Here is a 24,590-nt window from a genome sequence, read left to right as displayed (position 1 = left end):
ATATACAAACAAGTTACAAGCATTTAAAATTTTAATTAGCATAACTCTAATTATAAATAATTACTCACTTTAAAAGTTACATAATGAAGAAATTATTATCTCTTTTATTCTTATTATTCCTCACGAGCTCATGTGTAACTAACTATTATTTTGTAAATCTTGAGGAGGATACACCAATTTATAAAAAAACAAATACTAGTGGTGAGGCTATAGTTGTAGCCCCCAAAGGTTATAGTGTTTATATTTCTTCTAGAACAAATAGCTATAGAAAAATCAAATGGAAAAATTATAAAGGATGGGCTATAAATCCAGTTTACAATATTGGAACGACTTCTAATTATAATAGTAAATCTGCATTATCTAATTCTACTTATAATAGTTCTTCTACTAAATCTTCATCAGGAGGAACTGTACAAGTTAAAGGTTACTACAGAAAAAGCGGAACGTATGTAAAACCACATACTAGAAGCGCTCCAAGAAGAAAATAAGTTTAAAGCTACTATATACAATAGTGTATAATTACAATTTTTATCATTCTTAAAAAATAGTTTCTCAACCGATAACGCGGAATTACATTCCGTACACACAATCAAAAAAAATCCCTCTCGATTTCCATCAAGAGGGCTTTGTGTTTATTTCAAATCCTGCTATTTATAAAACAGCCTTACTTTATATATTTTAATTTTCTTCGTCTTCTGTCGCATGCGATTTAGAGTAACCTCTCCATTTCTCGATACAATCTTGGAAATCCTGTGGCAGTTCGGTATCAAAACGCAGCATTTCGCCAGTCGTAGGATGCACAAAACCTAATGTTTTGGCGTGCAGAGCCTGTCTTGGCAAGGCTTTAAAACAGTTGTCTATAAACTGTTTGTATTTGGTAAACGTGGTTCCTTTCAGGATCAAATGACCGCCATAACGCTCGTCATTAAACAACGGATGACCTATGTGCTTCAGGTGCGCACGAATCTGGTGCGTTCTACCTGTTTCCAGTTGGCAGGAAATCAAGGTAACGTAACCAAAACGCTCCAAAACTTTGTAATGTGTCACGGCCGATTTTCCAATCTCAGGATCGGCAAAAACAGCCATTTGCATGCGGTCTTTCAGGTGACGCGCCAAATTACCTTCAATCGTTCCTTTCTCTTCGGCTACATTTCCCCAAACCAAAGCGATATATTCCCTTTCAGAAGTTTTGGCTTCAAATTGTTTGGCAAGATGTGTCATCGCCGCTTCGGTTTTGGCAATCACCAATAAACCCGAAGTGTCTTTGTCAATTCTATGAACCAATCCCGGACGTTCGCTGCTGTTCATTGGCAAATTATCAAAATGATATGCCAAAGCATGAACCAAAGTTCCCGTATAATTCCCATGACCGGGATGCACCACCATACCGGGTTCTTTGTTTATCAATAACAAAGCGTCATCTTCATAAACGATATTCAGCGGAATATTCTCCGGAATAATATGATTTTCATAAGGCGGATGCGTCAGCATCACACGAACCACATCAAAGGCTTTTACTTTATAATTCGACTTTACAATGGCGTCGTTTACAAAAATATTTCCTTCGGCGGCGGCATTCTGTATTTTATTTCGGGTGGCATTTTGAATCAAGCCCATCAAATATTTGTCAATTCGCAAAGGCGCTTGGCCTTTAGGAACCTCAAATTTAAAATGTTCGTATAATTCTTCTTCTTCTAAGTCAATCGACTCTACATTATTGTTCATTTGGTAATTCTTGTGTTGGATTAGCAATGCTATCCGTTATTATATCCTCTTCATAACTCGCTTTTCCGTCACCTAAAACCAAATCAATCTTAGAGGATTTCAATACTTTATCTCCAGCTTTTATGTTTCTTCCTTTGAAACGCATTTCCAAAACCATGTCTTTTCCTAAATTTGGAATATAGGTAATTGTACCTTCTTCTAGTCCTAAAGCTCTTAGTGTTGGTCCTGCTTCACGGTATGTTTTTTCAATTAAATCCGGAACTTTCACCGAAGAAAATCCAGAACTGTTAATTTTTATATACACCTTTCTTCCCACTTTTACTTTCGCTCCCGGCAAAGGATCTTGCTGAACAACCGTATATTTAGGATAATCATTTCTATAATCAACACTATCCAACAGCACATAAGAAAGATCTAAAGCATCCAGTTTTTCCTCTACTTGCTCCTCTGTCAACTTACTCAAATTAGGAACTGAAATCTCATTTCCGTGATCCGTCGTAAAAGTCAGCCAATGCATAAAAAGATATCCCAATACGGCAATAATCAAAACGGCAAGGAATACTTGCAACAGAAACACACGGCTGGTAAGATAATTACGTAAACTCATAAATTTATTTTTATAATCGGACAAAGATATAGCTAATTCGTTTCAAAAAAAATGATAATTTTGTTTAATAATATTTAGCTTCTAAGATAAAACGTGCAAAAAATAGTTTCTTTTTTGAACCATAAGGCTTCAAATATAAGTTTAACTTTATCTAACGAATATTATAAGGAGCTATTTCCCGCTATACGCTATATCTTTTCTTGTTCCCGCCAAAAAAACGGGAACAAGAAAAGGATGTCGCTGCTATCGGGGCTAAAAAAGAATCGTTTTCACAACACAATAAATTAAAAAATGAAAAACATTGCCATTATCATGGGCGGCTATTCCAGCGAATATAAAATATCATTAATCAGCGGAAACGTCGTATATCAATATCTGGACAAAACAAAATACAACGGCTTTCGCATTCACATATTCAAAGAAAAATGGGTTTATGTAGACGATTCAGATGCTGAATTCCCCATCGACAAAAATGATTTTTCGGTAATGGTAAACGGAAACAAGATCAACTTTGACTGTGTTTTCAATGCCATTCACGGAACTCCGGGCGAAGACGGACTCATGCAAGCCTATTTTCAATTACTAGAAGTTCCACAAACCTCTTGCGATTATTACCAATCGGCTCTGACTTTCAATAAAAGAGATTTCCTTTCGGTTTTAAAACCTTATGGTATAAAAAGCGCCACTTCTTATTATTTAAACAAAGGAGACAAAATCAACGCAGAGGAAATCATCCAAAAAGTGGGATTGCCTTGTTTTGTGAAACCCAATAAAGCCGGTTCCAGCTTTGGAATTTCAAAAGTAAAAACCGAAACCGAATTGCCAATTGCCATCGAAGTAGCTTACAAAGAAGACAACGAAATTATCATAGAGAGTTTCCTTGACGGTACCGAAGTTACTGTAGGTGTTATCAATTATAAAGGAGAAATAATCGTTTTACCTATCACCGAAATTGTTTCGGACAATGATTTCTTCGATTATGAGGCTAAATACCAAGGAAAATCACAGGAAATAACGCCTGCCAGAATTTCCGATGAAATGACTCAAAAAGTAGGCGCTATCGCCAAACGAGCTTATGAATTGCTAAAAATGAAAGGTTTTTCCAGAACCGAATTCATCATTGTAAATGACGAACCATTCATGCTAGAAATGAACACCATTCCGGGTTTAACCTCCGAAAGTTTAATTCCCCAACAAGCTGCTGCTGCAGGAATTTCGCTAGAAGATTTGTTCACTAATGCAATAGAACTTGCCTTGGCATAAATAAACACCAAATGAGAAAAGCCATATTTCCAGGATCTTTTGATCCCATCACCTTAGGTCATGAAGACATTATCAAAAGAGGCGTTTCTCTATTTGATGAAATTGTAATTGCCATAGGTGTCAATGCCGAAAAAAAATACATGTTCCCCTTAGAAGAAAGAAAACGATTCATCGAAGAAACCTTCAAAGACGAACCTAAAGTCTCTGTGATTACCTATGAAGGTTTAACAATTGACTTATGCCACAAGCTAAAAGCCGATTTTATATTGCGTGGTTTGCGCAATCCCGCCGATTTTGAATTCGAAAAAGCCATTGCTCATACCAATAGGCATTTGTCTAAAATAGAAACCGTATTTTTATTAACAGCCGCTAGAACGTCGTATATCAGCTCCAGTATCGTGAGAGACGTAATCCGAAATGGTGGAGAGTATCAGATGTTGGTTCCAAAAGCAGTAAGAATTAAATAGTGCTCAGTATTCAGAAGACAGAAAGAAGAAGGTAGTAAAAAAACAACTAACCTTTTTTAAAACCTAAATAAGAACCATAAACTTGCAATGAGTGCCGAATAAGCGTATTTTCGCAAAAAATAAAAGCCATTAAACAATGAGTATAGAAAGAGAATTAAATAAACGCAGCGGTGGCAAATGCGAACTTTGCGGCGCAACCGAAAACCTAAAAGTATACGAAGTTCTTCCAACAAAAAAAGGCGGAATTGACGAAGCAATAATGGCTTGTAATACTTGTATAGATCAAATTGAAAACCCAGGTCACGAAGATTTAAACCATTGGAGATGCTTAAATGACAGTATGTGGAGCGAACACACTCCCGTACAAGTAGTTTCTTGGAGAATGTTGAGCCGTTTGCGTTCTGCCGGATGGCCGCAAGAATTAATTGATCAAATGTATTTTGATGAAGATACCTTGGCATGGGCACAGGCAACTGGTGAAGGTGATGATGATGACAATAAAATTATTCACCGTGATAGCAACGGAGTAATCTTAGAACATGGAGATTCAGTAGTTTTGATAAAAGACTTAAAAGTAAAAGGATCAAGCATGGTTGCTAAACAAGGAACCGCAGTGCGTAACATCCGTTTAGACCATGAAAATGCCGAATATATTGAAGGAAAAGTAGATGGCCAAACTATCGTAATTATTACACAATACGTTAAGAAAACATAAAAAAGTGGTCCACTGATCAGTCAAAAGAGTTTTCAGTCACTTACATAAAAAAACGTTAGCAGAAATAAATTGCTAACGTTTTTTTCATATCTAATTTAATTCACAATCCAATACTGAAAATTCAACTGAATACTGAAGGACTGAATAGTGAACACTAAAAAACTACTCCTCCTCTTTCTTAATTACCTTTCTGGCAACTTCGATTTTGAATTTTTTGCCTTTCATTTTTTCGTCCTTAATATTATGGAGCAAGTCTTTTACTTTATTGAATTTTACTGCAGCAAAAGAAATAAAATCTTTCACTTCAATTAATCCTAAATCTCCTTTTTCGAGTTTTCCTTTTTGGGAAAAGAAACCTACAACATCAATTTTATTCAGCTTATTTTTCTTTCCACCGCTGATGTAAATTGTTTGAAATTGAGGCGGTTTTGGTAATGAATTAGCATTATCGACTTTGAAAACTTCCATACCATAATCGATATAATCGATCTTTTTCTCACTTTCATGAATAATGACATAGGCCGTTCCAGAAGCCGTCATACGCGCGGTTCTACCGTTTCTATGAGTAAACTCGTCTTCTTTGGTTGGCAAATGATAATGAATAACGTGATTCATTTCAGGAATATCTAATCCACGTGCCGCTAAATCGGTGGTAATTAAATAGCTCACGCTTCCGTTACGGAACTGAATTAAAGCGCGCTCGCGTTCATCCTGATCCATCCCGCCATGATAATAAACAGAGTAAATTCCCTTTTCATTCAAAGTATCGCTTATACGTTCAGCCGCATCACGGTGATTACAAAAAACAATAGCCGATTCTGATTTTAAAGAACAAATAAGGTTGAACAAACTTCCTATTTTGTCTTTTTCTTTCGAAACGACCATTTTTGTCGAAAGATTCGTTTCTTCTTCATTTTCAGGAATAAAATCCAAAACAGTTGGATTTACGACTCTGGTATATTTTGGAATTTCAATATCAGAAGTAGCCGAAACCAAAACACGTTTGTTTAATTTTGTCAATTTCCCAATGATAAAAGACATTTGCTCATGGAAACCCAGTTGCAGAGATTTGTCAAATTCATCCAAAATTAAAGTCTGTATTTTATCCAAACGAAAAGTTCCTCTATCAATATGATCTGCAATTCTCCCCGGAGTCCCAATTAAAACAGCCGGCGGATTGCTTAGATTCTTAATTTCGGTGTCAATAGAGTGACCACCATAGCAAACATTTACCTTGTAATCGGTACCCATTTTTTTCCAAACCTGTTCAATCTGCAATCCCAATTCTCTCGAAGGAACCAGAATCAAACATTGAACCGATTGGATTTCGGGTTGCAACATTTCTAAAACAGGCATCAAAAAAGCCAGGGTTTTACCCGAACCCGTTGGGGAAAGCAATAAAACATTATTATCATTTAAAATAGCATCCTGCGCTACTTCCTGCATTTCGTTTAGGCTTTCGATACCTAAATTCAAAAGTATATTATTGGAATGGTGTTTCTTATTCATTTTGCAAAGGTAAAACCAATTCCTTATTAAAAGTTATGAAATAAAAAAAAACTCCTATTTAGGGAGTTTTTCTTCTTCAAACAATAATTTAATATTCTCGTAGGAGTTTTTTAAAGCTGCCGGGATTTCCTCCGGTTTCAACCAAGTCACTTTCTCTATTCCTTCTTCTAATTGTCCTTGAGGTGTGCCATCAAAATCAGAGTGCATTTCAAACCAATGGGTAATTTTTAGTTTGTATTTGCCATTGCGTTTAAAAACATGATAGGTTTTTTGCAATTTGTTGGTAATCCTTAATCCGCTGACTCCTGTTTCCTCCTCTACCTCACGCATGGCAGTGTCTTCGATGTCCTCACCTTTTTCTATTCCTCCTTTAGGTAAATCCCATTTTCCATTTCTAAAAATAAATAAAACCTCACCTCTTTTATTATAGACAAAACCGCCTCCTGCTTTGCATACCGGAATTTTTGTCTTTAAAGTCTTCATAATCTCTTTTTCATCGGGATGATAGAGATAGGCTTTTTGAATTTTATTTTGGAAAATTTTAACTATAAGCTGAACTATATCAACACTTTCTAACAAAAATAATTGAAAATCTGTCTCTTTTGATATTTTATTTGTCAAAAAAAGTGGTTTGTCGTTCACAAAAACTTTATACATTTGTACTATGATTTTTAATAAAGATACTGCCGAAAAAACAGCCGAATTGCTTTTACAAATAAATGCAATTAAATTGAATCCAGGAAATCCTTTTACATGGGCTTCCGGATGGAAATCACCTATTTATTGTGACAATAGGCTAATTCTCTCATTCCCAGCCATAAGAAATTATGTCCGTGATGAATTTTCTAAAAACATTGAAAAACAATTTGGTAAGCCAGATGTTATTGCCGGTGTAGCCACTGGAGCAATAGGAATTGGTATGTTGGTTGCCGAAAGTTTAGGATTGCCATTTGTATATGTGCGTCCTGAAGCCAAAAAACATGGTCGTCAAAACCAAGTAGAAGGCTTTCTTCAAAAAGGACAAAATGTTGTTGTTGTAGAAGATTTAATTAGCACCGGAAACAGCAGCCTAATGGCCGTTGAGGCTTTACGCGCCGCTGGAGCAAATATAAAAGGAATGGCCGCCATATTTACCTATGGTTTTGATGTTGCGGAACAAAACTTTAAAAATGCCAAACTTGATTTATACACTTTGAGCAATTATCAGAATTTATTAAATTTAGCTGTTGCCAAAAGTTATATTACTGAAAAAGAAGAACAAACTTTAAGAGAATGGAGCGTTACTCCATCTACTTGGGACGTGATTTAGAAATAAAAAAAGAAAAAAATATGAACTTAGAAAGTCCTAAAGTTAATGTTGGAAAATCAGCTCAAGAATTATTCGATTTATTGTCTGATGTAAAAAACTTCGAAAGATTGATGCCTGAAAATATTGCCAAATTTGAAGTCATCGGAGATGATGCTTTTATTTTTGGATTAAAAGGCATGCCTGAAATCAAATTAAAAATGAAAGAAAAAGTAGCCCCAAATAAAGTGGTTTTGGGTGCTGCAAGCGATAAACTTCCATTTACGTTAGTTGCTAACATTGATTCAGTATCTGAGAATTCAAGTGCTGTAAAACTTGATTTCGAAGGTGATTTCAATCCTATGATGGCAATGATGATCAAAGGTCCAATTGGTAAATTCATAGAAACCTTGGCTACCAATATGACAAAATTGTAAATAAAAACATTTTAAATAAAAAAATAGGGGATAAAAATATATACATGATATGTTTTTATCCCCTATTTTTTTTACTCTTATTCTGTTAATATCAATACAGCATCTGAACTTCTTTGATATTGAATTCTGACACAGTATCATCTTCCAGAAGAATCTGGATTTTCCCAAAAGGAGAAACACCTTTAATGATCCCCATAAAATTTTGATCCTTATTATCTTTAAATGGCATTGGAACTCCTTTCTTAAAAAGTCTATCAATATAATCTGCCCACAAAGAATCTGGCTGTTCTTGTAAAATTTTTATGTTATGTTTCATTCTGTCAATAATCTCAAAAAGTATTTCTTCTTTATTAAATTCTGCATTGCAAATGACCGCCAAAGAAGAAGCTTTTGGTAAATTATCAAAACTCATTTGATTCACATTTAACCCTAAACCCAAAATTGAACAAACAGTGCCGTCACTTTTTATGCTATTTTCAATCAAAATGCCAGCAATTTTAAAATTATATGACATAATGTCGTTTGGCCATTTAATACTTAATCCAGGAATCTTAAACGTCTCTAAAGCCTGAACTACAGCGAGTGCCATTGCAATATTCAAGTTATAAATCTGATTAATCCCAATCAAAGAATCCTTAACAAAAACACTCATTATTAGATTCTTACCCGTTTCCGAAGTCCAAACAGCACCCATTTGCCCTTTACCTTTGGTTTGATTTTCGGCAATAACAACAGTAAAGTTTTCTAGTTCCTGTGTATTCGATAAGCCTTTAAGAAACTCATTTGTTGAATCTATGGCATCGAGTTTGATTAGTTTCATTAGCTAATATTTGTGTAACAGAATTTAATATTATGTTAAGGTTCAAAAATAATCACAAAAAATGGTAACTTTACAAACTTATATAAAAATATTTCATGGCAAAAAAGACTATAGATAATGATGCTTTATTGGCGAACATTATTGCAGGAATCGAAGAGGTAAAAGGAAATGACATTGAGATTCTCGATCTAAGAGAAATTGATAGCGCTGTTTGTGACTATTATGTTATCTGCAACGGTAACTCAAATACGCAGGTAAATGCAATTGTTAACTCTATCCAAAAAACAGTTTCAAAAGAATTAAAAGATAAACCTTGGCATGTTGAGGGTTCCTCTAATGCAGAATGGGTACTTATGGATTATGTGCATATCGTAGTTCATGTATTTCAAAAACAAATCAGAGAATATTACAATATCGAAAGTTTGTGGGGAGATGCAAAAATTACTACAATAGCTAATAAATATTAAAGAAAGACACTCAGAATGGCAAAAGAAAATAATCCAAATCCTAATAAATTTAAAATAAGTCCTTGGTTAGTTTATACTGCCATTTTACTTATCTTCCTTTTTATAAGCTTTATAACTGGTAGCTCCAGCTTACAAGAACCGGCACAATTAACCTCTTCTAAATTCAATATCTATTTAGAAAAAGGACAAATTGAAAAAGTAATTGTATACAATAAAACCGAAGCCGAAGTTTTCTTAAAGGCTGAAGCGCTAAAAGACAAAGAACATCAAAAAGTAGCAAAAGACATTTTTGACAGACCCAACAAAGGTCCTCAATATACTTTTGAAATCGGAAATGATCAAATATTCCAAAACAAACTAGAAAAAGCAGTTGCCGAAGGAAAACTTAAAGATTTTAATTTCTTGGCAAAAAGCAACTGGTCTGACATTCTTATTAGTTTACTTCCTATCATCATCATCATTGGTGTTTGGATTTTTATTATGAGAAAAATGTCTGGTGGCGGTGCTGGTGGTGGCGGTCAAATATTTAATATCGGAAAATCAAAAGCTAAACTTTTTGACGAAAAAACAGATATCAAAACAACATTCAAAGATGTTGCCGGATTAGAAGGTGCAAAAGAAGAAATACAAGAAATTGTTGAATTCTTGAAAAACCCTGAAAAATACACCAACCTTGGAGGTAAAATACCAAAAGGAGCTTTACTTGTAGGTCCTCCTGGAACAGGAAAAACCTTATTAGCCAAAGCAGTTGCCGGTGAAGCGCAAGTACCTTTCTTCTCATTGTCAGGTTCTGACTTTGTAGAAATGTTTGTAGGTGTAGGTGCATCACGTGTTCGTGACCTATTCAAACAAGCCAAAGAAAAATCTCCTGCTATTATTTTCATTGACGAAATTGATGCAGTAGGTAGAGCCAGAGGAAAAAGCAATATGTCAGGCGGTAATGATGAAAGAGAAAACACCTTAAATCAATTACTTACTGAGATGGACGGTTTTGGAACCAACTCTAATGTAATTGTACTTGCTGCAACAAACAGAGCGGATGTATTAGACAAAGCCTTAATGCGTGCAGGTCGTTTTGACAGACAAATTTTTGTTGACTTACCAGACATTCGCGAACGCGCCGAAATCTTTCAAGTACACCTTGCTCCTTTGAAAAAAGTAGAAGGTCTTGACTTAGATTTCCTTGCTAAACAAACTCCTGGTTTCTCAGGTGCCGATATTGCCAATGTGTGTAATGAAGCTGCTTTAATCGCGGCCAGATACAATAAAACAGCCGTTGACAAACAAGATTTCTTAGACGCAGTAGACAGAATTGTAGGCGGACTTGAAAAGAAAAATAAAATCATAACTCCAGAGGAGAAAAAAGCCATAGCCATTCACGAAGCAGGACATGCTACTGTGAGTTGGATGTTAGAACATGCTGCACCATTAATCAAAGTAACTATTGTTCCTAGAGGACAAAGTCTGGGTGCTGCTTGGTATTTACCTGAAGAGCGTCAAATTGTACGTCCGGATCAAATGCTAGACGAAATGTGTGCTACTATGGGAGGAAGAGCTGCTGAAAAAGTTACTTTTAACCGAATTTCAACTGGTGCTTTGAGTGATTTAGAGAAAGTTACTAAACAAGCTCGCGCAATGGTTACCATCTATGGTTTGAATGAAAAAATAGGAAATGTTACCTATTATGATTCATCAGGACAAAGTGAATACAGTTTCTCTAAACCGTATTCAGATGAAACTGCTAAAGTTATAGACACTGAAATTTCAGCACTTATTGAAGGTCAATATCAAAGAGCAATTCAAATCTTAGAAGAAAATAAAGATAAATTGAATCAGCTTGCTGATATTCTAATCGAAAAAGAAGTTATTTTTAAAGATGATCTTGAAACTATCTTCGGAAAAAGAATGTTTGACAAAAACCTCGATGAAGTAGTCTCATAAGGTATCCTATTTTTAATTGTTTTTAAAATCTTAATTCAAAAGCTACTTTTGAATTAAGATTTTTTTATCTTTGAACGTTTTCAAATAATATATAAAGCACCTTAACAAAAATATGAGTCTTTTTAGAAAATTTTTTGGTTCTACTAATTCGGCTTCAGAAGAAGAAACTGAAAACGAATATAACAACTCACCAATTGACAATTCCATGTCAATTGACGAACAGTTTATCTTCAATTTTAAGAAAAATGGAGGTAAATTTTTGTATTGTGAAAATTTAGAAGAAGTAAAAGAACAGTTCGAAAACATTCTAGAAGAAAATGATTGGTATGAAAGTGAAGTACTTTGTTATAACCCCAATCTTTTCAACTTATTAGATGAAAACAAACTCAGCTATGAGAAACCTGCGAATCCAAAATTCCTTTTTGTTAGCTGTGAAAATTTAATTGCCGAAGAAGGATCTATTTTATTTTCTTCGAAACAAATAAAACAGCACAAACCAAATGAACTCCCTGTTGATATTATAGTTCTAGCAAAAACGAGCCAGATACTTGCTATGAAAAGCGATGGTCTTAGCGCTATAAAAAAGAAATACGGAACAGATATTCCAACAAACATTACCGCTATAAAATATTTTGAAAAAGCAAAAGAAGAGGACTTTACTCAATATGGTAGTTCTGCCAAAAACCTTTATTTATTGCTTTTAGAAGATCTTTAAGATGAACGAAACACTTAAGAGAGCCATATCTGGTGCTGTTTATATAGCATTGTTATTAGCTTCTATCCTATTTTCTACTGAAAGTTTTATTGCCTTATTTGGTGTTTTTCTAATTATTGCTACTTATGAGTTTTGCAATTTAGTTCAAATCAATAAAATTTTCCCACTTTTCTTTGGTTCTCTTTTTTATACATCTATCATTTTGATTAGTTTTTATAAAATTGAAACGGAAAACTATATCAATGGAATTTTAGGAGATAATATTCAACTTATCATTAATATTAACCATCTAAATGTAGTACTACTTATTATTACATTATTAATATCTATAAAATCCATTGTGTTTTTATTTAATGATGCTATTCAATCCATAAGTAAACTATCAAAATACATTTATTTATTAGGATACATTATACTGCCTTTTATTTTTATAATTAAAATCTCTTTTGGAATTAATGATTATAACCCAAAAATCATTATCGGATTATTCATTCTAATATGGACTAATGATACCTTTGCCTATCTAGTGGGGAAATCCATTGGAAAACATAAATTATTGGAACGTATTTCACCTAAAAAAACGATTGAAGGTTTTGTTGGCGGAGTTGTTTTTGCAATTTTTGCCGGTTTCTTAATTTCAAAATTATACATCAAACCAAATGCAAATTTTAGCGATAAATCAATTTTAATATGGACAACAATAGCCTTAATTGCAGGCGTTTTTGGAACCATAGGTGATTTAATCGAATCTAAATTCAAACGTATTGCTGGAGTCAAAGACAGCGGAAAAATAATGCCCGGCCACGGAGGCGTTCTAGATCGACTAGATAGTGTTATCTTTGTAGCACCAATTGTATTTTTATTTTATCAAATTTTAAATTATGTTTCATAAAGAAGGAACCAAAACTATTTTACTAGGTATAATTTTCACATCTATTGTACTATTATTATCTGACAATTTCATTGACACAATTTGGCTAAAAAAACTAATTCAAATTAGTGCTTTCTTGTTATTGGTAATCATTTTACAATTTTTCAGAAATCCAAAAAGATCTGTAATCTTAAATGAAAACCAAATTCTGGCTCCAGTAGATGGAAAAGTGGTTGTAATTGAAGAAGTTTATGAAAGTGAATATTTCAAAGACAAACGTTTACAGGTTTCTATTTTTATGTCGCCAATAAATGTTCACGTAACTCGTTATGGACTTAGTGGTATTGTAAAATTTAGCAAATACCATCCTGGTAAGTTTCTTGTAGCTTGGCATCCAAAAGCTAGCGAGGAAAACGAAAGAACAACCGTAGTTATTGAAAACAATACTTTTGGAGCCGTTTTATACCGTCAAATTGCTGGTGCTTTGGCAAGAAGAATTGTAAACTACGCCGAAGAAGGAATGCAAGTTATTCAAGGAACAGATGCTGGTTTTATCAAATTTGGCTCTAGAGTAGATTTATTCTTACCTTTAGGCACACCTATCAATGTTGTATTAAATCAAAAGGCGATAGGAGGAAAAACAGTTATTGCAACAAAAGCATAATGATCGAAAAAGATTTAGACACTAGATTTCAGGAAGCTGTTTTTACAGCTTCCAAAATGACTCAAGCTTCTTTACCCCAAGATGTTCAGTTGCGTCTTTATGCCTATTACAAACAAGCCACTTTTGGAAATTTAGAACCAAAACAGGCGACCTCATTTCATTTAAGAGATGCTTTTAAAATTAATGCCTGGATGCAAATTAGTCATCTTTCGGCCGAGGAAGCAAAAGAACAGTATATAGAAACCATCAATTCTCTTTTGAAAAAACAATAGTACAAATGAAAAAAATAAATTTTATACTTTCAGGTCTATTATTTCTTAGTTTTTTAGTTTCATGTAATGACAAAAAATTTACTGAAGTTGTAGAAGTACCTCTACCCACAGCACAAGAAAAGATAACCATTGGACTACCGGATGATGTAAGAGCCAGTCAAGGCTCTTTTCAACTGGAAAAACTACCTTATGCTTACGATGCTTTGGCTCCAGCAATATCACCGTTAACAATGGAAATGCATTATTCCAAACATTATTTAACATACACCAACAATCTTAATAATGCGGTTGCCGGAACTGAATTTGAAAATGAAACTATCGAAAATATCTTAGCAAAACTTGATCTTAACAACGCCGATTTAAGAAATAATGCAGGAGGATATTACAATCATACGCTATACTGGCAGTCTATGGCACCTAATGCAGGAGGCGCTCCTAAAGACACTTTAGCCACTGCTATAAAAAGAGATTTTGGTTCTTATGAAAATTTTGTTTCTGCTTTTAAAACCGAAGCCACAAAACAATTTGGTTCTGCATGGGTTTGGCTGGTTGTTGACAAATCAAAAAAACTACAGATTACAAGCACCCAAAATCAAGACAATCCATTAATGAGAAATGCGAACGTACCAGGAACTCCAATTTTGGCATTAGATCTTTGGGAACACGCTTATTATTTAGGATACCAATACAGACGACAAAACTATATTGATTCTTTTTTTAATGTGATCAATTGGAAAAAAGTAGGTGAGAATTACGAAGCTGCCATAAGAAGAAAATACTAACACCTTTTCGTTATAATAAAAAATGCTGATGCCAATAACCTTGTTATAGTATCAGCATTTTTCGTTATTTGAAAATTCAGGATATTTTACAAGTATTTTATTCGTTCTGCAAGAATCCAGAAATAGCTTTTTAATATGCTAAAGAAATAAAGAAAAACACTCCTACAGCCACCATATTTTATAAATAAATGCTAATATGAACTGCGTTTGTTTCCTTTTTCATAAATTTGACAAAAAATAAATCCCTTGAATAAATCACTATTTTTTATCTGTTGTAGTTTACTGATACTTTGTTCAAAAAGTGTATTGGCACAAGCTCCAAAAAAAATAATTATTGAACATTCTGATTATGCAGATGTAAATCAGGCAGAAATTCCTGATGCTTTTTTGCTTTCTGGAAACGTACGTGTTAATCATGATGGAATTGTGCTAACTTGTAATAAAGCGTATTTTTTCCAAAAAGAAAACTACCTTAAAGCTTTTGGAAATGTACAACTGGTTCAAGGCGACACCTTATATTTGAATAGTAAATATGCCGAATACAATGGTAACCTAAAACAAGCATTTGCAACTGGAGACGCAGTTATGAGTTCACCCGATGCTACTTTAGCAACAGACACAATCAACTTTAACAGAAACACACAAGAAGTATATTACAACACCAAAGGCGTCATTACCAATAAAGAAAACACTTTGACCTCTAAATCCGGGAAATATTATGTTGACCAGAAAAAGTTCCAATTCTTGACAGCGGTTACTATCACAAATCCAACCTACGTCATAAAATCAAATCATCTGGACTATTTCAGTAATTCGGGGCATTCTTATCTTTTTGGTCCTTCTACAATTACAAGCAAAAAAAATTATATCTATACCGAAAAAGGATTTTACGACACCAAAAAGAATCTCGGGCATTTTCTTCGAAAATCCTATATAAAATACGAGGACCGATTAATACAAGGAGACAGCCTGTATTATGATCGAACCAAAGAATTCGCTTCGGCAACACGCAACGTAAAAATAACCGATTCTATCAATCGCGGAATTATTAAAGGGCATTACGCCGAGGTTTTCAAAAAAGTAGATTCGATGTTTGTTACCAAAAGAGCCGTAGCCATCAATTTTGTCGAAAACGACTCAGTTTACATCCACGGTAAGAAATTGATGGTTACCGGTAAAGAAGGCAACCGTATCATCCGAGCCTTTAATAATGTTCGGTTTTACAAAACGGATATGAGTGGTAAATGTGATTCTATTCATTCCAGTTCAAAAACTGCGCTGACAAAACTTATTGGCAATCCGGTACTATGGAACGGAGAAAGCCAGATTACCGGTGATATAATGCATCTCATAGGAAATAACACTACACAACAACTCGATTCCCTGAAGGTCTTAAACAACACCTTTCTGGTCTCGAAAGACACACTTGGAACCGGGTATAATCAGGTAAAAGGGCTGAATCTGTATGGCAAATTCAAAGAAGGAAAATTGCATGATGTGGATATCGTAAAAAATGCCGAAGTAATTTACTATATGCGAAATGACGCGCAGGAACTCGTCGGCATCAACAAAAACGTAAGTAGCAAAATCAATCTTATTATAGAAAACAATGCCGTTGAAACAATCACCTTTTTCAACCAAGTGGATGGCGAAATATTTCCCGAAGACGAATTACCAGAAAACGCAAGAAAACTAAGAGGATTAGTCTGGCGTGGAGACGAAAAGGTCAAATCTAAAGACGATATCTTTCCTCCAGAAGAAAACGAACTCAATGACAAATTAATCAAAGAAGGAAAAGCCGAAGATGCCAAAGAGAATGTTCCGATGAAAATACGAAAGGAAACTCTGAACTACGACAAGAAGAAAACTAAGAATATGAAATAGATTTCAGATTAAAGGTTAATCAAAAACAGCCTTTAAAATACATTTTACAAAATACAAAAACATGAATCCCGATTTTTTAAAATACCAAGCTCAAACTTCTCCTCATCCGCTGGGAATGGAAGTGTCCTACGCAAAAGGTTCATATATATACGACAGCAACAATAAAAAATATTTAGACTTTGTAGCAGGTGTTTCTGCCTGCACACTTGGTCACCAACCGGAAAGAGTAAATCAAGCCATAAAAGAGCAATTGGACAAATATTCGCATGTAATGGTTTACGGAGAATATTCCCAAAGCCCAGCCGTAGAGTTTTGCAAACTCATGGCATCGCTCCTTCCCGCTCCTTTAGACAAAACTTATTTAGTTAATTCTGGTACCGAAGCTATTGAAGGCGCTTTAAAACTAGCGCGACGCGTTACCGGAAGAAGCCAATTGATTTCTTGTCACAATGCCTATCATGGAAACACCATGGGCTCTATGAGCATCATGGGATTTGAAGAACGCAAACAAATTTTTCGCCCGCTTATTCCCGATGTTGATTTTATTACTTTCAATAACGAAGCTGATTTAGAGAAGATAACCACAAAAACAGCCGGAATAGTATTAGAAACTATTCAAGGTGGAGCTGGATTCATTCAGCCTCACAATGATTTTTTACAAAAAGTACGGAAACGCTGCACCGAAGTGGGCGCTTTGATGATTCTAGATGAAATTCAACCCGGTTTTGGAAGAACAGGAAAACTTTTTGGTTTCCAAAATTACGACGTAGTTCCTGATGTAATAGTAATGGGAAAAGGAATGGGATCCGGAATGCCAGTAGGAGCATTTACAGCTTCAACAGCAATGATGGATTTACTGACAGAAAACCCAAAATTGGGACATATCACTACTTTTGGTGGCCACCCTGTCATTGCGGCAGCTTGCTTGGCAACCTTGAAGGAAATTACCGAAACTAATCTAATGGCTGAGACCTTAGAAAAAGAAAAACTATTTAAATCACTTTTGGTACATCCTTTGATACAAGAAGTTAGAGGAAAAGGGTTAATGCTTGCCGCCATGACAAAAAGCGCAGCAATAACGGATGAAGTGATATTAAAATGTCAAGACAAAGGACTTATTTTATTCTGGTTACTATTTGAAGGATGTGCGATTCGAATTACGCCGCCGCTTACAATTTCTGAAGAGGAAATACGAGAAGGTTGCGCAATAATGTTAGAAGTAATGAATGAAGTTCAATTGTCAAATAAAATTGATTAACATAAAACTGTAATTATAAATCAGGATTTCATTTTTGTTAATTAAATTGTTCACAACAATTCTCCTTTTTCTTCATAACAACAGTAAGGATGCCTAATTTTAAATAGGCCAAATTCAAAAAAACAAAGCATGCAATTAAGCAACGAAGAAGAAGACTATAGCTTATCTCTGTCAAAATTTGAGTCAATGTTAAAAACAAACAAAGTGCTCTTTTTTGACTCCGAAGAATTTGAAGAAATCATACTTCATTATCTCGATATAGGTAAGGCCAATTTGGCAAAAAAAGCATTAAAACTAGCATTGGATCAACATCCTAAATCGACAGGATTGAAGTTGGTTCAGGTAGAAATGCTTGTGTATGACGATAAACTGGATATAGCAGAGAAATTACTCAACGAGCTATATGCCTTTGAACCTACTAATGAAGAAATTTATATTCAGAAAGCCAATATTTGCTCTAAGCGTGACCAACACGAAAAAGCTGTTGCTTACCTAAACACAGCTTTAGAATATACCGATGATTACGCAGATGTCTATAATTTAATAGGAATGGAATACCTATTTATGGACAATCTGGAATTAGCAAAAGAGAGTTTCATCAAATGCTTGGAAGAAGATCTCGAAGACCAATCTGCCTTGTATAATGTGGTTTATTGTTTCGAGTTTTTAGACCAAAACCTTGATGCTATTGCTTATCTGAATAAATACATCGACAAAAACCCATACAGCGAAATCGCCTGGCATCAAATGGGTCGTTTGTATTATGGTGTAAAAGATTATGAAAATGCAATCCGTGCTTTTGATTATGCAACACTGATTGACGATGAATTCTTGGGTGCTTTCATGGAAAGAGCCAAAGCTTTTGAACGTTTAAAAAAATACGAAGAGGCAATTGAAAGTTACAACCGTACCATCGAATTAGACGATGCCACTTCTTATGCTTTACTCCGCATAGGAAAATGTCACGAAAAACTAGGAAATACTGCCTTAGCTCTTAAATATTATAATGAAACCGTACATGAAGATCCTCTTTTAGACAAAGGCTGGGTCGCCATTACCGATTTCTATGTACGTCAAAAAAACTTTGAAAAAGCATTGTTTTATGTAAACAAAGCATTAGCTATAGACAATCAAAATCGCTTGTACTGGAAACGATATGCTACTATAAACAAACAAATGAACTTCTTTGAAGAAGCCGAATTTGGTTATAGAAAAGCCGTTGAATTTGGTGATACCGGATTAGACACTTGGTTATTTTGGGTAGATATCCTTCAATTTCTGGGTGAATTTGAAAGCGCGGTACAAACTTTATTGCAGGCCTCAGAATATTATCCCGAAGAAAACGAAGTAGAATACCGCTTGGCAGGATTGTATTTTATGATTCAAGACAATACCAAAGCAAAATTCCATTTGAGTAATGCCTTGCGATTGAATTTTGAAAATTATATTCTCCTTGAAGATTTATTCCCAGTAGTTTGGACCAAAAAAATGGTGCAAAATTACGTTGCTAAATACAAAAAAGAATAATGGTTCAAACAGAAAGAAAACGCTTTGGCTTATTAGGTCGTAACATCAGTTATTCTTTTTCAAAAGGATATTTTACGGATAAATTCAATACTGAAAATTTTGATAGTTGTACTTACGAGAATTTTGACATACAAGACATCAGTGCTTTTACAGAACTAACAAAAAACAATCCTGATTTAAAGGGAATGAATGTTACCATTCCTTACAAGGAATCTGTAATTCCTTTTTTAGATAAATTGTCTAAAAAAGCAGCCAAAATAGGTGCTGTAAACACCATTAAAATAACAAAAAAAGGAAAATTAAAAGGCTACAATACGGATTATTACGGTTTTCAAGAATCGCTAAAACCTTTATTGCAAGCCCACCATAAAAAAGCCCTGATTCTAGGAACCGGAGGCGCTTCAAAAGGAGTTGCTTTTGCTCTGGACGAACTGGGAATTTATTATGTTTTTGTATCCCGAAATCCTTCAGAAAACGCAATTGATTATAGCCAAATTAATGCTAAAACCTTTACTGATTATCATATAATTATTAATTCGACACCGGTGGGAACCAGTCCAAATATCGAATCGTTTCCGTTAATTCCCTATGAATTCTTTACGGAGAAACATATTGCATATGATTTAATCTATAATCCTGCAGAAACCCAATTCCTTAAAAAGGCTAAAGAAAAGGGAGCTCAAATTAAAAATGGTCTCGATATGCTAATTTTACAGGCAGAAAAAGCTTGGACTATTTGGAATAAATAAATCACCATAAACTGAAAGCCTAGCAGCTTGGATAATAAATTTTCACCGCAGATTCGCAAATTAAAACTTGCGAAACTGCGGTGATTTTTTTAGAACTAAAGCCAACGCACTAAAAACGTATCCTTTTAAACTATATTTTAGACCAATCAACCCAATTGTTGGCATCATACCGCCAAGAATCCTCATAAGCCTCTGGGATTCGTTTTCCTGAGAAAACCATCAAAACACTATCTTTTTCATGTGCCTTAATGCAATTAGCATATCCTATTGGCAAACAAATAACCTCACTTGTTTCTTCAGAAATTTTAAAAATTTCAGCTTTTAAATCCTTTGAAGGCTCATCCCAATCATCAATCTTCACAAAGGCCATCGTAAATGAACCTTTAATACATTGAAACCACTTTTTTTCAAATTGGTGTGCATGCCAACCTCTTATAACCTCAGGATTTGGATGATGGATAAAATAATAACGCTCCACTTCTCCAAATTTAAAATTGTTCAAGGAAGAGATCTGACCGCGATGATCATTAAAAATCTCCCCTTTAATCACTTCAATTTCACTCATAATCTATAATTGCAATCTAAAAAAACTTAATTAATAACCCAGAACACCCAAAAAAAGGGCTTCCGAGCAAAAATAAAGCTTTGAACCAAAATACTTCTCTCTCTTATAAAAACATTAAGAAATTAAATAGTGTATTTAAATGCAGCCATTATAGAATCAGCAAAATTACATCCTAATGAGAACTGATTGTTTAGAATTTAAAACCATAACAACCAAACACTTAATACATAACAAAATATTAATCCGATAGAACTCAGTTGAATTTTACGTGTATTACAATCCAATTTTTATTTTCCTTTTTCGAATAATAAAACTATCAAAGCGAATAGCAAGAAATTGCTTCGAAAAGAAAAATAATTTAACATAATCTAACTATAAATAAAGGATTTATTTTGAATTTCAATACGCCTTTACTATCTTTCGCATTCGATTTTAGTAAAAACCTTAAACATTGAAAAAATGTTAGAAGAAAAGAATGATAACCTGCTGGAAGCAGATGGAAATTTAGCTCAAGATTCAATTGAATCAAATCAGTCCAATACAGAAGTGTTGGAAACATCAGAATTTACTGAATCAAATAATGTGCCCGCAGAGGAAAATAGTGTTATTCCTCCATCTGATGAATTGGCGAATAATGAAACTGCTACAATATCAGAAAACCAAACGGCACTGGACGCAATAGCAGACACTAACGCAGAAGAAAGCGAAGATGAGACGCTAAAAAGCCGCCATGAAATTCCAATGCAAGATTATGATACTTTATCAATGGAAATACTGGTAGACGAATTGAAAAATTTAGTTTCTACCGAAAAGGTAATGTCTATAAAAGATCATATCGAAGAAATAAAAAAAGCATTTTTAGCAAAATACAACCACTTTATCGAAGAGAAAAAAGAAGAATTTCATACTGAAAATCCTGATTCTACTGAGGATTTTCAATATCATTCTCCTTTAAAAGTAAAATTTGACCAATATTACTCTCTTTATAGAGATACTAAAAACAACCATTTTAAGAGTCTTCAAACGAACTTAAAATCAAACTTAGAAAACAGATTGGCTATTGTCGAGGAATTGAAAGAGCTTATCAACCCTCAGGAAAACATCAAAGACACCTTAAAACATTTTAATGAATTAAGAGAAAGATGGAAAAATGCGGGTCCAATACCTAAAGACAAATACAATCACGTTTGGAATAATTACCATTTCCATGTTGAGAATTTCTATGATTATTTGCATCTTGACCGAGAAGCAAGAGACTTGGACTTCAAACATAATTTAGAGCAAAAGCAAAAAATTGTTGCTCGTGTAGAAGAATTACTTCACGAAGCAGATGTGAACAAAGCATTTAGAGAATTACAAGATTTACACAGAATATGGAAAGAAGATATCGGTCCTGTTTCTAGAGAAAATCGTGATCAAATATGGAATCAGTTCAGTGATTTGACAAAAAAAATGCACGATAAACGTGAAGTTTTGTTTGAAAAATTAAGAGGTAGCGAACTTGAAAACTTAGAAAAGAAAAAGAACATAGTTGCCGAAATTGAAGTTTTAGCAACGATAAGAGTGAATTCTCATTCCCAATGGCTTGTTCAAATAGAAAAAGTGGAAGCGTTAAGAACCAACTTTTTCTCTACCGGAAAAGTGCCTTCAGATGTTAATGAAGAAACTTGGGCTGCTTTTAAAACAGCGGTAAGAAACTTCAACTCTTTCAAAAATTCTTTTTACAAAGACATTAAAAAAGATCAAAACGAAAATTTGAACAAAAAAAATGCTCTTGTTGCCAAAGCTCAAGAATTGCAGGACAGCGATGATTTTGAAAAAACCACACCTGTCATGAAACAAATTCAAGAGGAGTGGAAAAAAATTGGGCATGTTCCTAGAAAGTATTCTGATAAAGTTTGGAAAGAATTTAAAGACGCCTGCAACCATTATTTTGACAAACTAAAAGAGCAAAAAAATGAGGAAAGTGGCGAAGAGATGGAAGCTTTTGACAAAAAGAAAAGTTATCTAGAAACGCTCAGAGAATTCCAACTTACAGGTGACCATAAAACAGATTTGGATGCCATAAAACAACATATTGAAACTTGGAAAACTTTTGGTAAAGTTCCTTTTCCGAGAAGACATATCGAAGGCAAGTTTAATAAAATTTTAGATGCCCTTTTTGACAAACTAAGCTTGAGTAAAAAAGACACCGATATGATCCGTTTTGCCAATAGAATGGACTCATTGTCAGAAAATAATGATGCTCGAAAACTGGAAGGCGAAAAGATTTTCATCATGCGTAAAATAGATGAAGTTCAAAACGAAATCTTCCAATTAGAAAATAACATTCAATTTTTTACGAATACCAGAAATGCCAAAAAAGAAAATTCTATTGTTTTAGAAGTTCGAAAAAACATCGCCATTCACAAAGAAAGCCTTGATACTTGGAAAGAAAAACTGAAACAGTTAAGAAATTTAAACCAAGAATAAAATCAACAATTCTGAATAAAACACAAGCCTCATCCTAGAAATAGCATGAGGCTTTTTTTATAAAGTATTGAGCATGATAATTATCATTTTAATATTTCATAAATCAAATTACTTTTGAACTTAATTAATTTCTTTGCTATGAAAAGTTCAATGATTCAGAAATACAATGTTCCTGGCCCAAGATACACCAGTTATCCGACTGTTCCATACTGGAATGAAGAAGCTTTTTTATATCAGAACTGGATTGATACCTTAAAAAAAACATTCACAGAAAGTAATTCGAAGGAAGGCGGAATAAGTCTTTACATTCACTTACCTTTTTGTGAAAGTTTATGTACTTTTTGTGGTTGCAATAAACGCATTACAAAAAATCATGAAGTAGAAAACCCTTACATTGAAGCTGTTTTAAAAGAATGGGAGCTGTATTGCAAAATATTGCCCGAAAAACCAATGATTAAAGAAATTCATCTGGGCGGAGGCACTCCTACCTTTTTTTCTCCTGAAAATTTAGAATCTTTAATAAACGGTATTTTTTTATATGCAGATAAAGCTGACAACTACGAATTCAGTTTCGAGGGTCATCCCAATAACACAACAAGAGAACATCTACAAAAACTCTATGATTTAGGCTTTAGGAGAGTTAGTTTTGGCGTACAGGACTATTCTGAAAAAGTACAAAAAGCCATTCATAGGGAGCAACCCTTTCATAATGTTGCCAAAGTCACTTTTTGGGCAAGAGAAATCGGATATACTTCTATTGGTCACGACATTATTTTTGGCTTGCCTTTTCAGGAAATTGAAGATGTAGTAGATACCATTGAAAAAACAAAATCTCTACAACCAGACAGACTAGCCTTTTACAGCTACGCACATGTACCTTGGATCAAAGGAAATGGTCAACGCGGCTTCAAGGATGAAGACATCCCAAAAGATGAAAAGAAACGCATGCTATATGAAATAGGAAAAAAATTATTGTTCAAAAATGAATATCATGAAATTGGCATGGATCATTTTGCATTAAAAACTGACAGCTTATTTGAATCTTTTCAAAATGGAAGATTGCATCGCAACTTTATGGGTTATAGTTCTTCAAAAACCCAATTGATGATTGGCTTGGGCGTTTCTTCCATAAGCGATAGTTGGTATAGTTTTGCCCAGAATGTAAAAAAAATAGAAGAATATTACCAATTATTAGAAGCCAATAAATTACCGATATTTAGAGGCCATTTATTGATTGATGAAGATCTAATCATCCGAAAACACATTCTTAACTTAATGTGTCGATTTGAAACTTCCTGGGAGGATAAATCTATTTATTTCGAGGAGATTCCGGAAATTTTGATCCAATTAAAAGAAATGGAAAAAGATAAACTTCTTATCATTGGAGAAAATAAAATTCAAGTCACCGAAGCCGGAAAGCCTTATGTACGTAATATTTGCATGGCATTTGACTTACTCTTAAAACGTAAAGCACCTGAAACCGAATTATTCTCAATGACAATTTAGAGATGAAATAGATTAAAACAAACAAAGCACACTTTAGAAGTGTGCTTTGTTTGTTTTAATCTTGAAATATTATAGTACTTTAAAAAATA

25 protein-coding genes are annotated in these 24,590 nt (G+C 34.1%); 19 read left to right on the top strand and 6 right to left on the bottom strand.

Annotated elements, in window-relative coordinates; translation table 11 throughout:
• The first annotated feature begins 83 nt into the window (after positions 1 to 83).
• A complete protein-coding gene (locus tag ACMDB5_RS08175) occupies positions 84 to 488 on the top strand; it encodes a hypothetical protein (protein ID WP_413997768.1) in 405 nt (134 codons plus the stop codon).
• A gap of 190 nt (positions 489 to 678) precedes the next feature.
• Here the strand turns inward: ACMDB5_RS08175 and ACMDB5_RS08170 are convergent, their stop codons facing one another.
• Positions 679 to 1,725, bottom strand: a complete 1,047-nt coding sequence (locus tag ACMDB5_RS08170) for an RluA family pseudouridine synthase (RefSeq protein WP_413997767.1) — start codon at positions 1,723 to 1,725, stop codon at positions 679 to 681.
• On the bottom strand, positions 1,715 to 2,332 hold the full coding sequence (locus ACMDB5_RS08165) for a PASTA domain-containing protein (RefSeq protein WP_413997766.1): 618 nt from the start codon (positions 2,330 to 2,332) through the stop codon (positions 1,715 to 1,717). Before ACMDB5_RS08165 ends, ACMDB5_RS08170 begins: the two co-directional genes overlap by 11 nt.
• Before the next feature lie 291 nt (positions 2,333 to 2,623).
• On the opposite strand from ACMDB5_RS08165, the gene ACMDB5_RS08160 reads away from it, so the two are divergent.
• From ACMDB5_RS08160 to ACMDB5_RS08150, 3 genes are all read left to right on the top strand, one after another.
• Positions 2,624 to 3,595 carry a D-alanine--D-alanine ligase gene (locus tag ACMDB5_RS08160; RefSeq protein ID WP_413997765.1) on the top strand — a complete coding sequence of 324 codons (972 nt, stop codon included), beginning with the start codon at positions 2,624 to 2,626 and terminating at the stop codon, positions 3,593 to 3,595.
• Positions 3,596 to 3,606: 11 nt separating this feature from the next.
• A complete protein-coding gene (gene coaD, locus ACMDB5_RS08155; protein WP_413997764.1) occupies positions 3,607 to 4,062 on the top strand; it encodes a pantetheine-phosphate adenylyltransferase in 456 nt (151 codons plus the stop codon).
• 136 nt (positions 4,063 to 4,198) lie between these two features.
• Complete coding sequence (locus tag ACMDB5_RS08150; RefSeq protein WP_413997763.1) at positions 4,199 to 4,777, top strand: PhnA domain-containing protein; 579 nt, start codon at positions 4,199 to 4,201, stop codon at positions 4,775 to 4,777.
• A 162-nt stretch (positions 4,778 to 4,939) separates the two neighbouring features.
• Here ACMDB5_RS08150 and ACMDB5_RS08145 read toward each other — a convergent pair whose 3' ends face one another.
• Both ACMDB5_RS08145 and ACMDB5_RS08140 read right to left on the bottom strand, forming a co-directional pair.
• The gene (locus ACMDB5_RS08145) at positions 4,940 to 6,286 is read right to left on the bottom strand and encodes a DEAD/DEAH box helicase (protein WP_413997762.1); all 1,347 of its coding nucleotides are present in this window, start codon (positions 6,284 to 6,286) and stop codon (positions 4,940 to 4,942) included.
• 54 nt (positions 6,287 to 6,340) lie between these two features.
• Complete coding sequence (locus tag ACMDB5_RS08140) at positions 6,341 to 6,943, bottom strand: NUDIX hydrolase (protein ID WP_413997761.1); 603 nt, start codon at positions 6,941 to 6,943, stop codon at positions 6,341 to 6,343.
• Positions 6,944 to 6,950: 7 nt separating this feature from the next.
• Between ACMDB5_RS08140 and pyrE the strand changes: the two genes are divergently transcribed.
• Positions 6,951 to 7,595, top strand: coding sequence for an orotate phosphoribosyltransferase (gene pyrE, locus ACMDB5_RS08135; protein ID WP_413997760.1), 645 nt, complete (start codon positions 6,951 to 6,953; stop codon positions 7,593 to 7,595).
• Between the two features lie 20 nt (positions 7,596 to 7,615).
• The gene (locus ACMDB5_RS08130) at positions 7,616 to 8,008 is read left to right on the top strand and encodes an SRPBCC family protein (RefSeq protein ID WP_413997759.1); all 393 of its coding nucleotides are present in this window, start codon (positions 7,616 to 7,618) and stop codon (positions 8,006 to 8,008) included.
• Positions 8,009 to 8,099: 91 nt separating this feature from the next.
• On the opposite strand, the gene ACMDB5_RS08125 is transcribed toward ACMDB5_RS08130, so the two are convergent.
• Complete coding sequence (locus tag ACMDB5_RS08125; RefSeq protein WP_413997758.1) at positions 8,100 to 8,828, bottom strand: biotin--[acetyl-CoA-carboxylase] ligase; 729 nt, start codon at positions 8,826 to 8,828, stop codon at positions 8,100 to 8,102.
• 95 nt (positions 8,829 to 8,923) lie between these two features.
• Here ACMDB5_RS08125 and rsfS point away from each other — a divergent pair, with 95 nt between their 5' ends.
• The 11 genes from rsfS (at position 8,924) to ACMDB5_RS08070 (ending at position 19,958) form a co-directional block, all read left to right on the top strand.
• Positions 8,924 to 9,295, top strand: coding sequence for a ribosome silencing factor (rsfS, locus tag ACMDB5_RS08120; protein ID WP_413997757.1), 372 nt, complete (start codon positions 8,924 to 8,926; stop codon positions 9,293 to 9,295).
• 15 nt (positions 9,296 to 9,310) lie between these two features.
• Positions 9,311 to 11,236 carry an ATP-dependent zinc metalloprotease FtsH gene (gene ftsH / locus ACMDB5_RS08115; RefSeq protein WP_413997756.1) on the top strand — a complete coding sequence of 642 codons (1,926 nt, stop codon included), beginning with the start codon at positions 9,311 to 9,313 and terminating at the stop codon, positions 11,234 to 11,236.
• 112 nt (positions 11,237 to 11,348) lie between these two features.
• On the top strand, positions 11,349 to 11,951 hold the full coding sequence (locus ACMDB5_RS08110) for a lactate utilization protein B/C (protein WP_413997755.1): 603 nt from the start codon (positions 11,349 to 11,351) through the stop codon (positions 11,949 to 11,951).
• A gap of 1 nt (position 11,952) precedes the next feature.
• Complete coding sequence (locus ACMDB5_RS08105; protein WP_413997754.1) at positions 11,953 to 12,843, top strand: phosphatidate cytidylyltransferase; 891 nt, start codon at positions 11,953 to 11,955, stop codon at positions 12,841 to 12,843.
• Positions 12,833 to 13,486 carry a phosphatidylserine decarboxylase family protein gene (locus ACMDB5_RS08100; RefSeq protein WP_413997753.1) on the top strand — a complete coding sequence of 218 codons (654 nt, stop codon included), beginning with the start codon at positions 12,833 to 12,835 and terminating at the stop codon, positions 13,484 to 13,486. Before ACMDB5_RS08105 ends, ACMDB5_RS08100 begins: the two co-directional genes overlap by 11 nt.
• Positions 13,486 to 13,758 carry an acyl-CoA-binding protein gene (locus ACMDB5_RS08095; RefSeq protein ID WP_413997752.1) on the top strand — a complete coding sequence of 91 codons (273 nt, stop codon included), beginning with the start codon at positions 13,486 to 13,488 and terminating at the stop codon, positions 13,756 to 13,758. Before ACMDB5_RS08100 ends, ACMDB5_RS08095 begins: the two co-directional genes overlap by 1 nt.
• 5 nt (positions 13,759 to 13,763) lie before the next feature.
• Entirely contained in the window at positions 13,764 to 14,540 is a 777-nt protein-coding gene (locus tag ACMDB5_RS08090) for a superoxide dismutase (RefSeq protein ID WP_413997751.1), read from the top strand.
• 246 nt (positions 14,541 to 14,786) lie between these two features.
• Positions 14,787 to 16,424 carry an OstA-like protein gene (locus tag ACMDB5_RS08085; RefSeq protein WP_413997750.1) on the top strand — a complete coding sequence of 546 codons (1,638 nt, stop codon included), beginning with the start codon at positions 14,787 to 14,789 and terminating at the stop codon, positions 16,422 to 16,424.
• A gap of 61 nt (positions 16,425 to 16,485) precedes the next feature.
• Positions 16,486 to 17,682 carry an aspartate aminotransferase family protein gene (locus ACMDB5_RS08080; RefSeq protein WP_413997749.1) on the top strand — a complete coding sequence of 399 codons (1,197 nt, stop codon included), beginning with the start codon at positions 16,486 to 16,488 and terminating at the stop codon, positions 17,680 to 17,682.
• Positions 17,683 to 17,811: 129 nt separating this feature from the next.
• Entirely contained in the window at positions 17,812 to 19,209 is a 1,398-nt protein-coding gene (locus tag ACMDB5_RS08075; RefSeq protein WP_413997748.1) for a tetratricopeptide repeat protein, read from the top strand.
• Entirely contained in the window at positions 19,209 to 19,958 is a 750-nt protein-coding gene (locus tag ACMDB5_RS08070) for a shikimate dehydrogenase family protein (RefSeq protein WP_413997747.1), read from the top strand. Before ACMDB5_RS08075 ends, ACMDB5_RS08070 begins: the two co-directional genes overlap by 1 nt.
• Positions 19,959 to 20,088: 130 nt before the next feature.
• On the opposite strand, the gene ACMDB5_RS08065 is transcribed toward ACMDB5_RS08070, so the two are convergent.
• Positions 20,089 to 20,523 carry a WxcM-like domain-containing protein gene (locus ACMDB5_RS08065; RefSeq protein WP_413997746.1) on the bottom strand — a complete coding sequence of 145 codons (435 nt, stop codon included), beginning with the start codon at positions 20,521 to 20,523 and terminating at the stop codon, positions 20,089 to 20,091.
• 459 nt (positions 20,524 to 20,982) lie between these two features.
• Here ACMDB5_RS08065 and ACMDB5_RS08060 point away from each other — a divergent pair, with 459 nt between their 5' ends.
• Entirely contained in the window at positions 20,983 to 22,995 is a 2,013-nt protein-coding gene (locus ACMDB5_RS08060; RefSeq protein WP_413997745.1) for a DUF349 domain-containing protein, read from the top strand.
• A 138-nt stretch (positions 22,996 to 23,133) separates the two neighbouring features.
• Positions 23,134 to 24,501: an oxygen-independent coproporphyrinogen III oxidase gene (gene hemN, locus ACMDB5_RS08055; RefSeq protein ID WP_413997744.1), complete on the top strand. Its 1,368-nt coding sequence runs from the start codon at positions 23,134 to 23,136 to the stop codon at positions 24,499 to 24,501.
• Positions 24,502 to 24,590: the final 89 nt, after the last annotated feature.

The sequence above is a fragment of the Flavobacterium sp. W1B genome (genome assembly GCF_047344965.1).
In the GTDB taxonomy this organism is placed as follows: Bacteria; Bacteroidota; Bacteroidia; order Flavobacteriales; family Flavobacteriaceae; genus Flavobacterium.
The sequence above is the reverse complement of the archived record's forward strand: the minus strand, read 5'-3'. Positions and strand labels throughout refer to the sequence as shown.

Bases quoted from the DNA above. Each gene is read 5' to 3' on its own strand.
- ACMDB5_RS08105 (WP_413997754.1), top strand. From the start codon at position 11,953: ATGAACGAAACACTTAAGAGAGCCATATCTGGTGCTGTTTATATAGCA.
- ACMDB5_RS08095 (WP_413997752.1), top strand. From the start codon at position 13,486: ATGATCGAAAAAGATTTAGACACTAGATTTCAGGAAGCTGTTTTTACA.
- ACMDB5_RS08150 (WP_413997763.1), top strand. From the start codon at position 4,199: ATGAGTATAGAAAGAGAATTAAATAAACGCAGCGGTGGCAAATGCGAA.
- ACMDB5_RS08080 (WP_413997749.1), top strand. From the start codon at position 16,486: ATGAATCCCGATTTTTTAAAATACCAAGCTCAAACTTCTCCTCATCCG.
- ACMDB5_RS08110 (WP_413997755.1), top strand. From the start codon at position 11,349: ATGAGTCTTTTTAGAAAATTTTTTGGTTCTACTAATTCGGCTTCAGAA.
- ftsH (WP_413997756.1), top strand. From the start codon at position 9,311: ATGGCAAAAGAAAATAATCCAAATCCTAATAAATTTAAAATAAGTCCT.
- ACMDB5_RS08170 (WP_413997767.1), bottom strand. From the start codon at position 1,725: ATGAACAATAATGTAGAGTCGATTGACTTAGAAGAAGAAGAATTATAC.
- ACMDB5_RS08125 (WP_413997758.1), bottom strand. From the start codon at position 8,828: ATGAAACTAATCAAACTCGATGCCATAGATTCAACAAATGAGTTTCTT.
- ACMDB5_RS08100 (WP_413997753.1), top strand. From the start codon at position 12,833: ATGTTTCATAAAGAAGGAACCAAAACTATTTTACTAGGTATAATTTTC.
- ACMDB5_RS08145 (WP_413997762.1), bottom strand. From the start codon at position 6,286: ATGAATAAGAAACACCATTCCAATAATATACTTTTGAATTTAGGTATC.
- ACMDB5_RS08175 (WP_413997768.1), top strand. From the start codon at position 84: ATGAAGAAATTATTATCTCTTTTATTCTTATTATTCCTCACGAGCTCA.
- ACMDB5_RS08065 (WP_413997746.1), bottom strand. From the start codon at position 20,523: ATGAGTGAAATTGAAGTGATTAAAGGGGAGATTTTTAATGATCATCGC.
- ACMDB5_RS08160 (WP_413997765.1), top strand. From the start codon at position 2,624: ATGAAAAACATTGCCATTATCATGGGCGGCTATTCCAGCGAATATAAA.
- ACMDB5_RS08090 (WP_413997751.1), top strand. From the start codon at position 13,764: ATGAAAAAAATAAATTTTATACTTTCAGGTCTATTATTTCTTAGTTTT.
- ACMDB5_RS08075 (WP_413997748.1), top strand. From the start codon at position 17,812: ATGCAATTAAGCAACGAAGAAGAAGACTATAGCTTATCTCTGTCAAAA.
- coaD (WP_413997764.1), top strand. From the start codon at position 3,607: ATGAGAAAAGCCATATTTCCAGGATCTTTTGATCCCATCACCTTAGGT.
- ACMDB5_RS08060 (WP_413997745.1), top strand. From the start codon at position 20,983: ATGTTAGAAGAAAAGAATGATAACCTGCTGGAAGCAGATGGAAATTTA.
- ACMDB5_RS08140 (WP_413997761.1), bottom strand. From the start codon at position 6,943: ATGTATAAAGTTTTTGTGAACGACAAACCACTTTTTTTGACAAATAAA.
- ACMDB5_RS08165 (WP_413997766.1), bottom strand. From the start codon at position 2,332: ATGAGTTTACGTAATTATCTTACCAGCCGTGTGTTTCTGTTGCAAGTA.
- rsfS (WP_413997757.1), top strand. From the start codon at position 8,924: ATGGCAAAAAAGACTATAGATAATGATGCTTTATTGGCGAACATTATT.
- hemN (WP_413997744.1), top strand. From the start codon at position 23,134: ATGAAAAGTTCAATGATTCAGAAATACAATGTTCCTGGCCCAAGATAC.
- pyrE (WP_413997760.1), top strand. From the start codon at position 6,951: ATGATTTTTAATAAAGATACTGCCGAAAAAACAGCCGAATTGCTTTTA.
- ACMDB5_RS08070 (WP_413997747.1), top strand. From the start codon at position 19,209: ATGGTTCAAACAGAAAGAAAACGCTTTGGCTTATTAGGTCGTAACATC.
- ACMDB5_RS08130 (WP_413997759.1), top strand. From the start codon at position 7,616: ATGAACTTAGAAAGTCCTAAAGTTAATGTTGGAAAATCAGCTCAAGAA.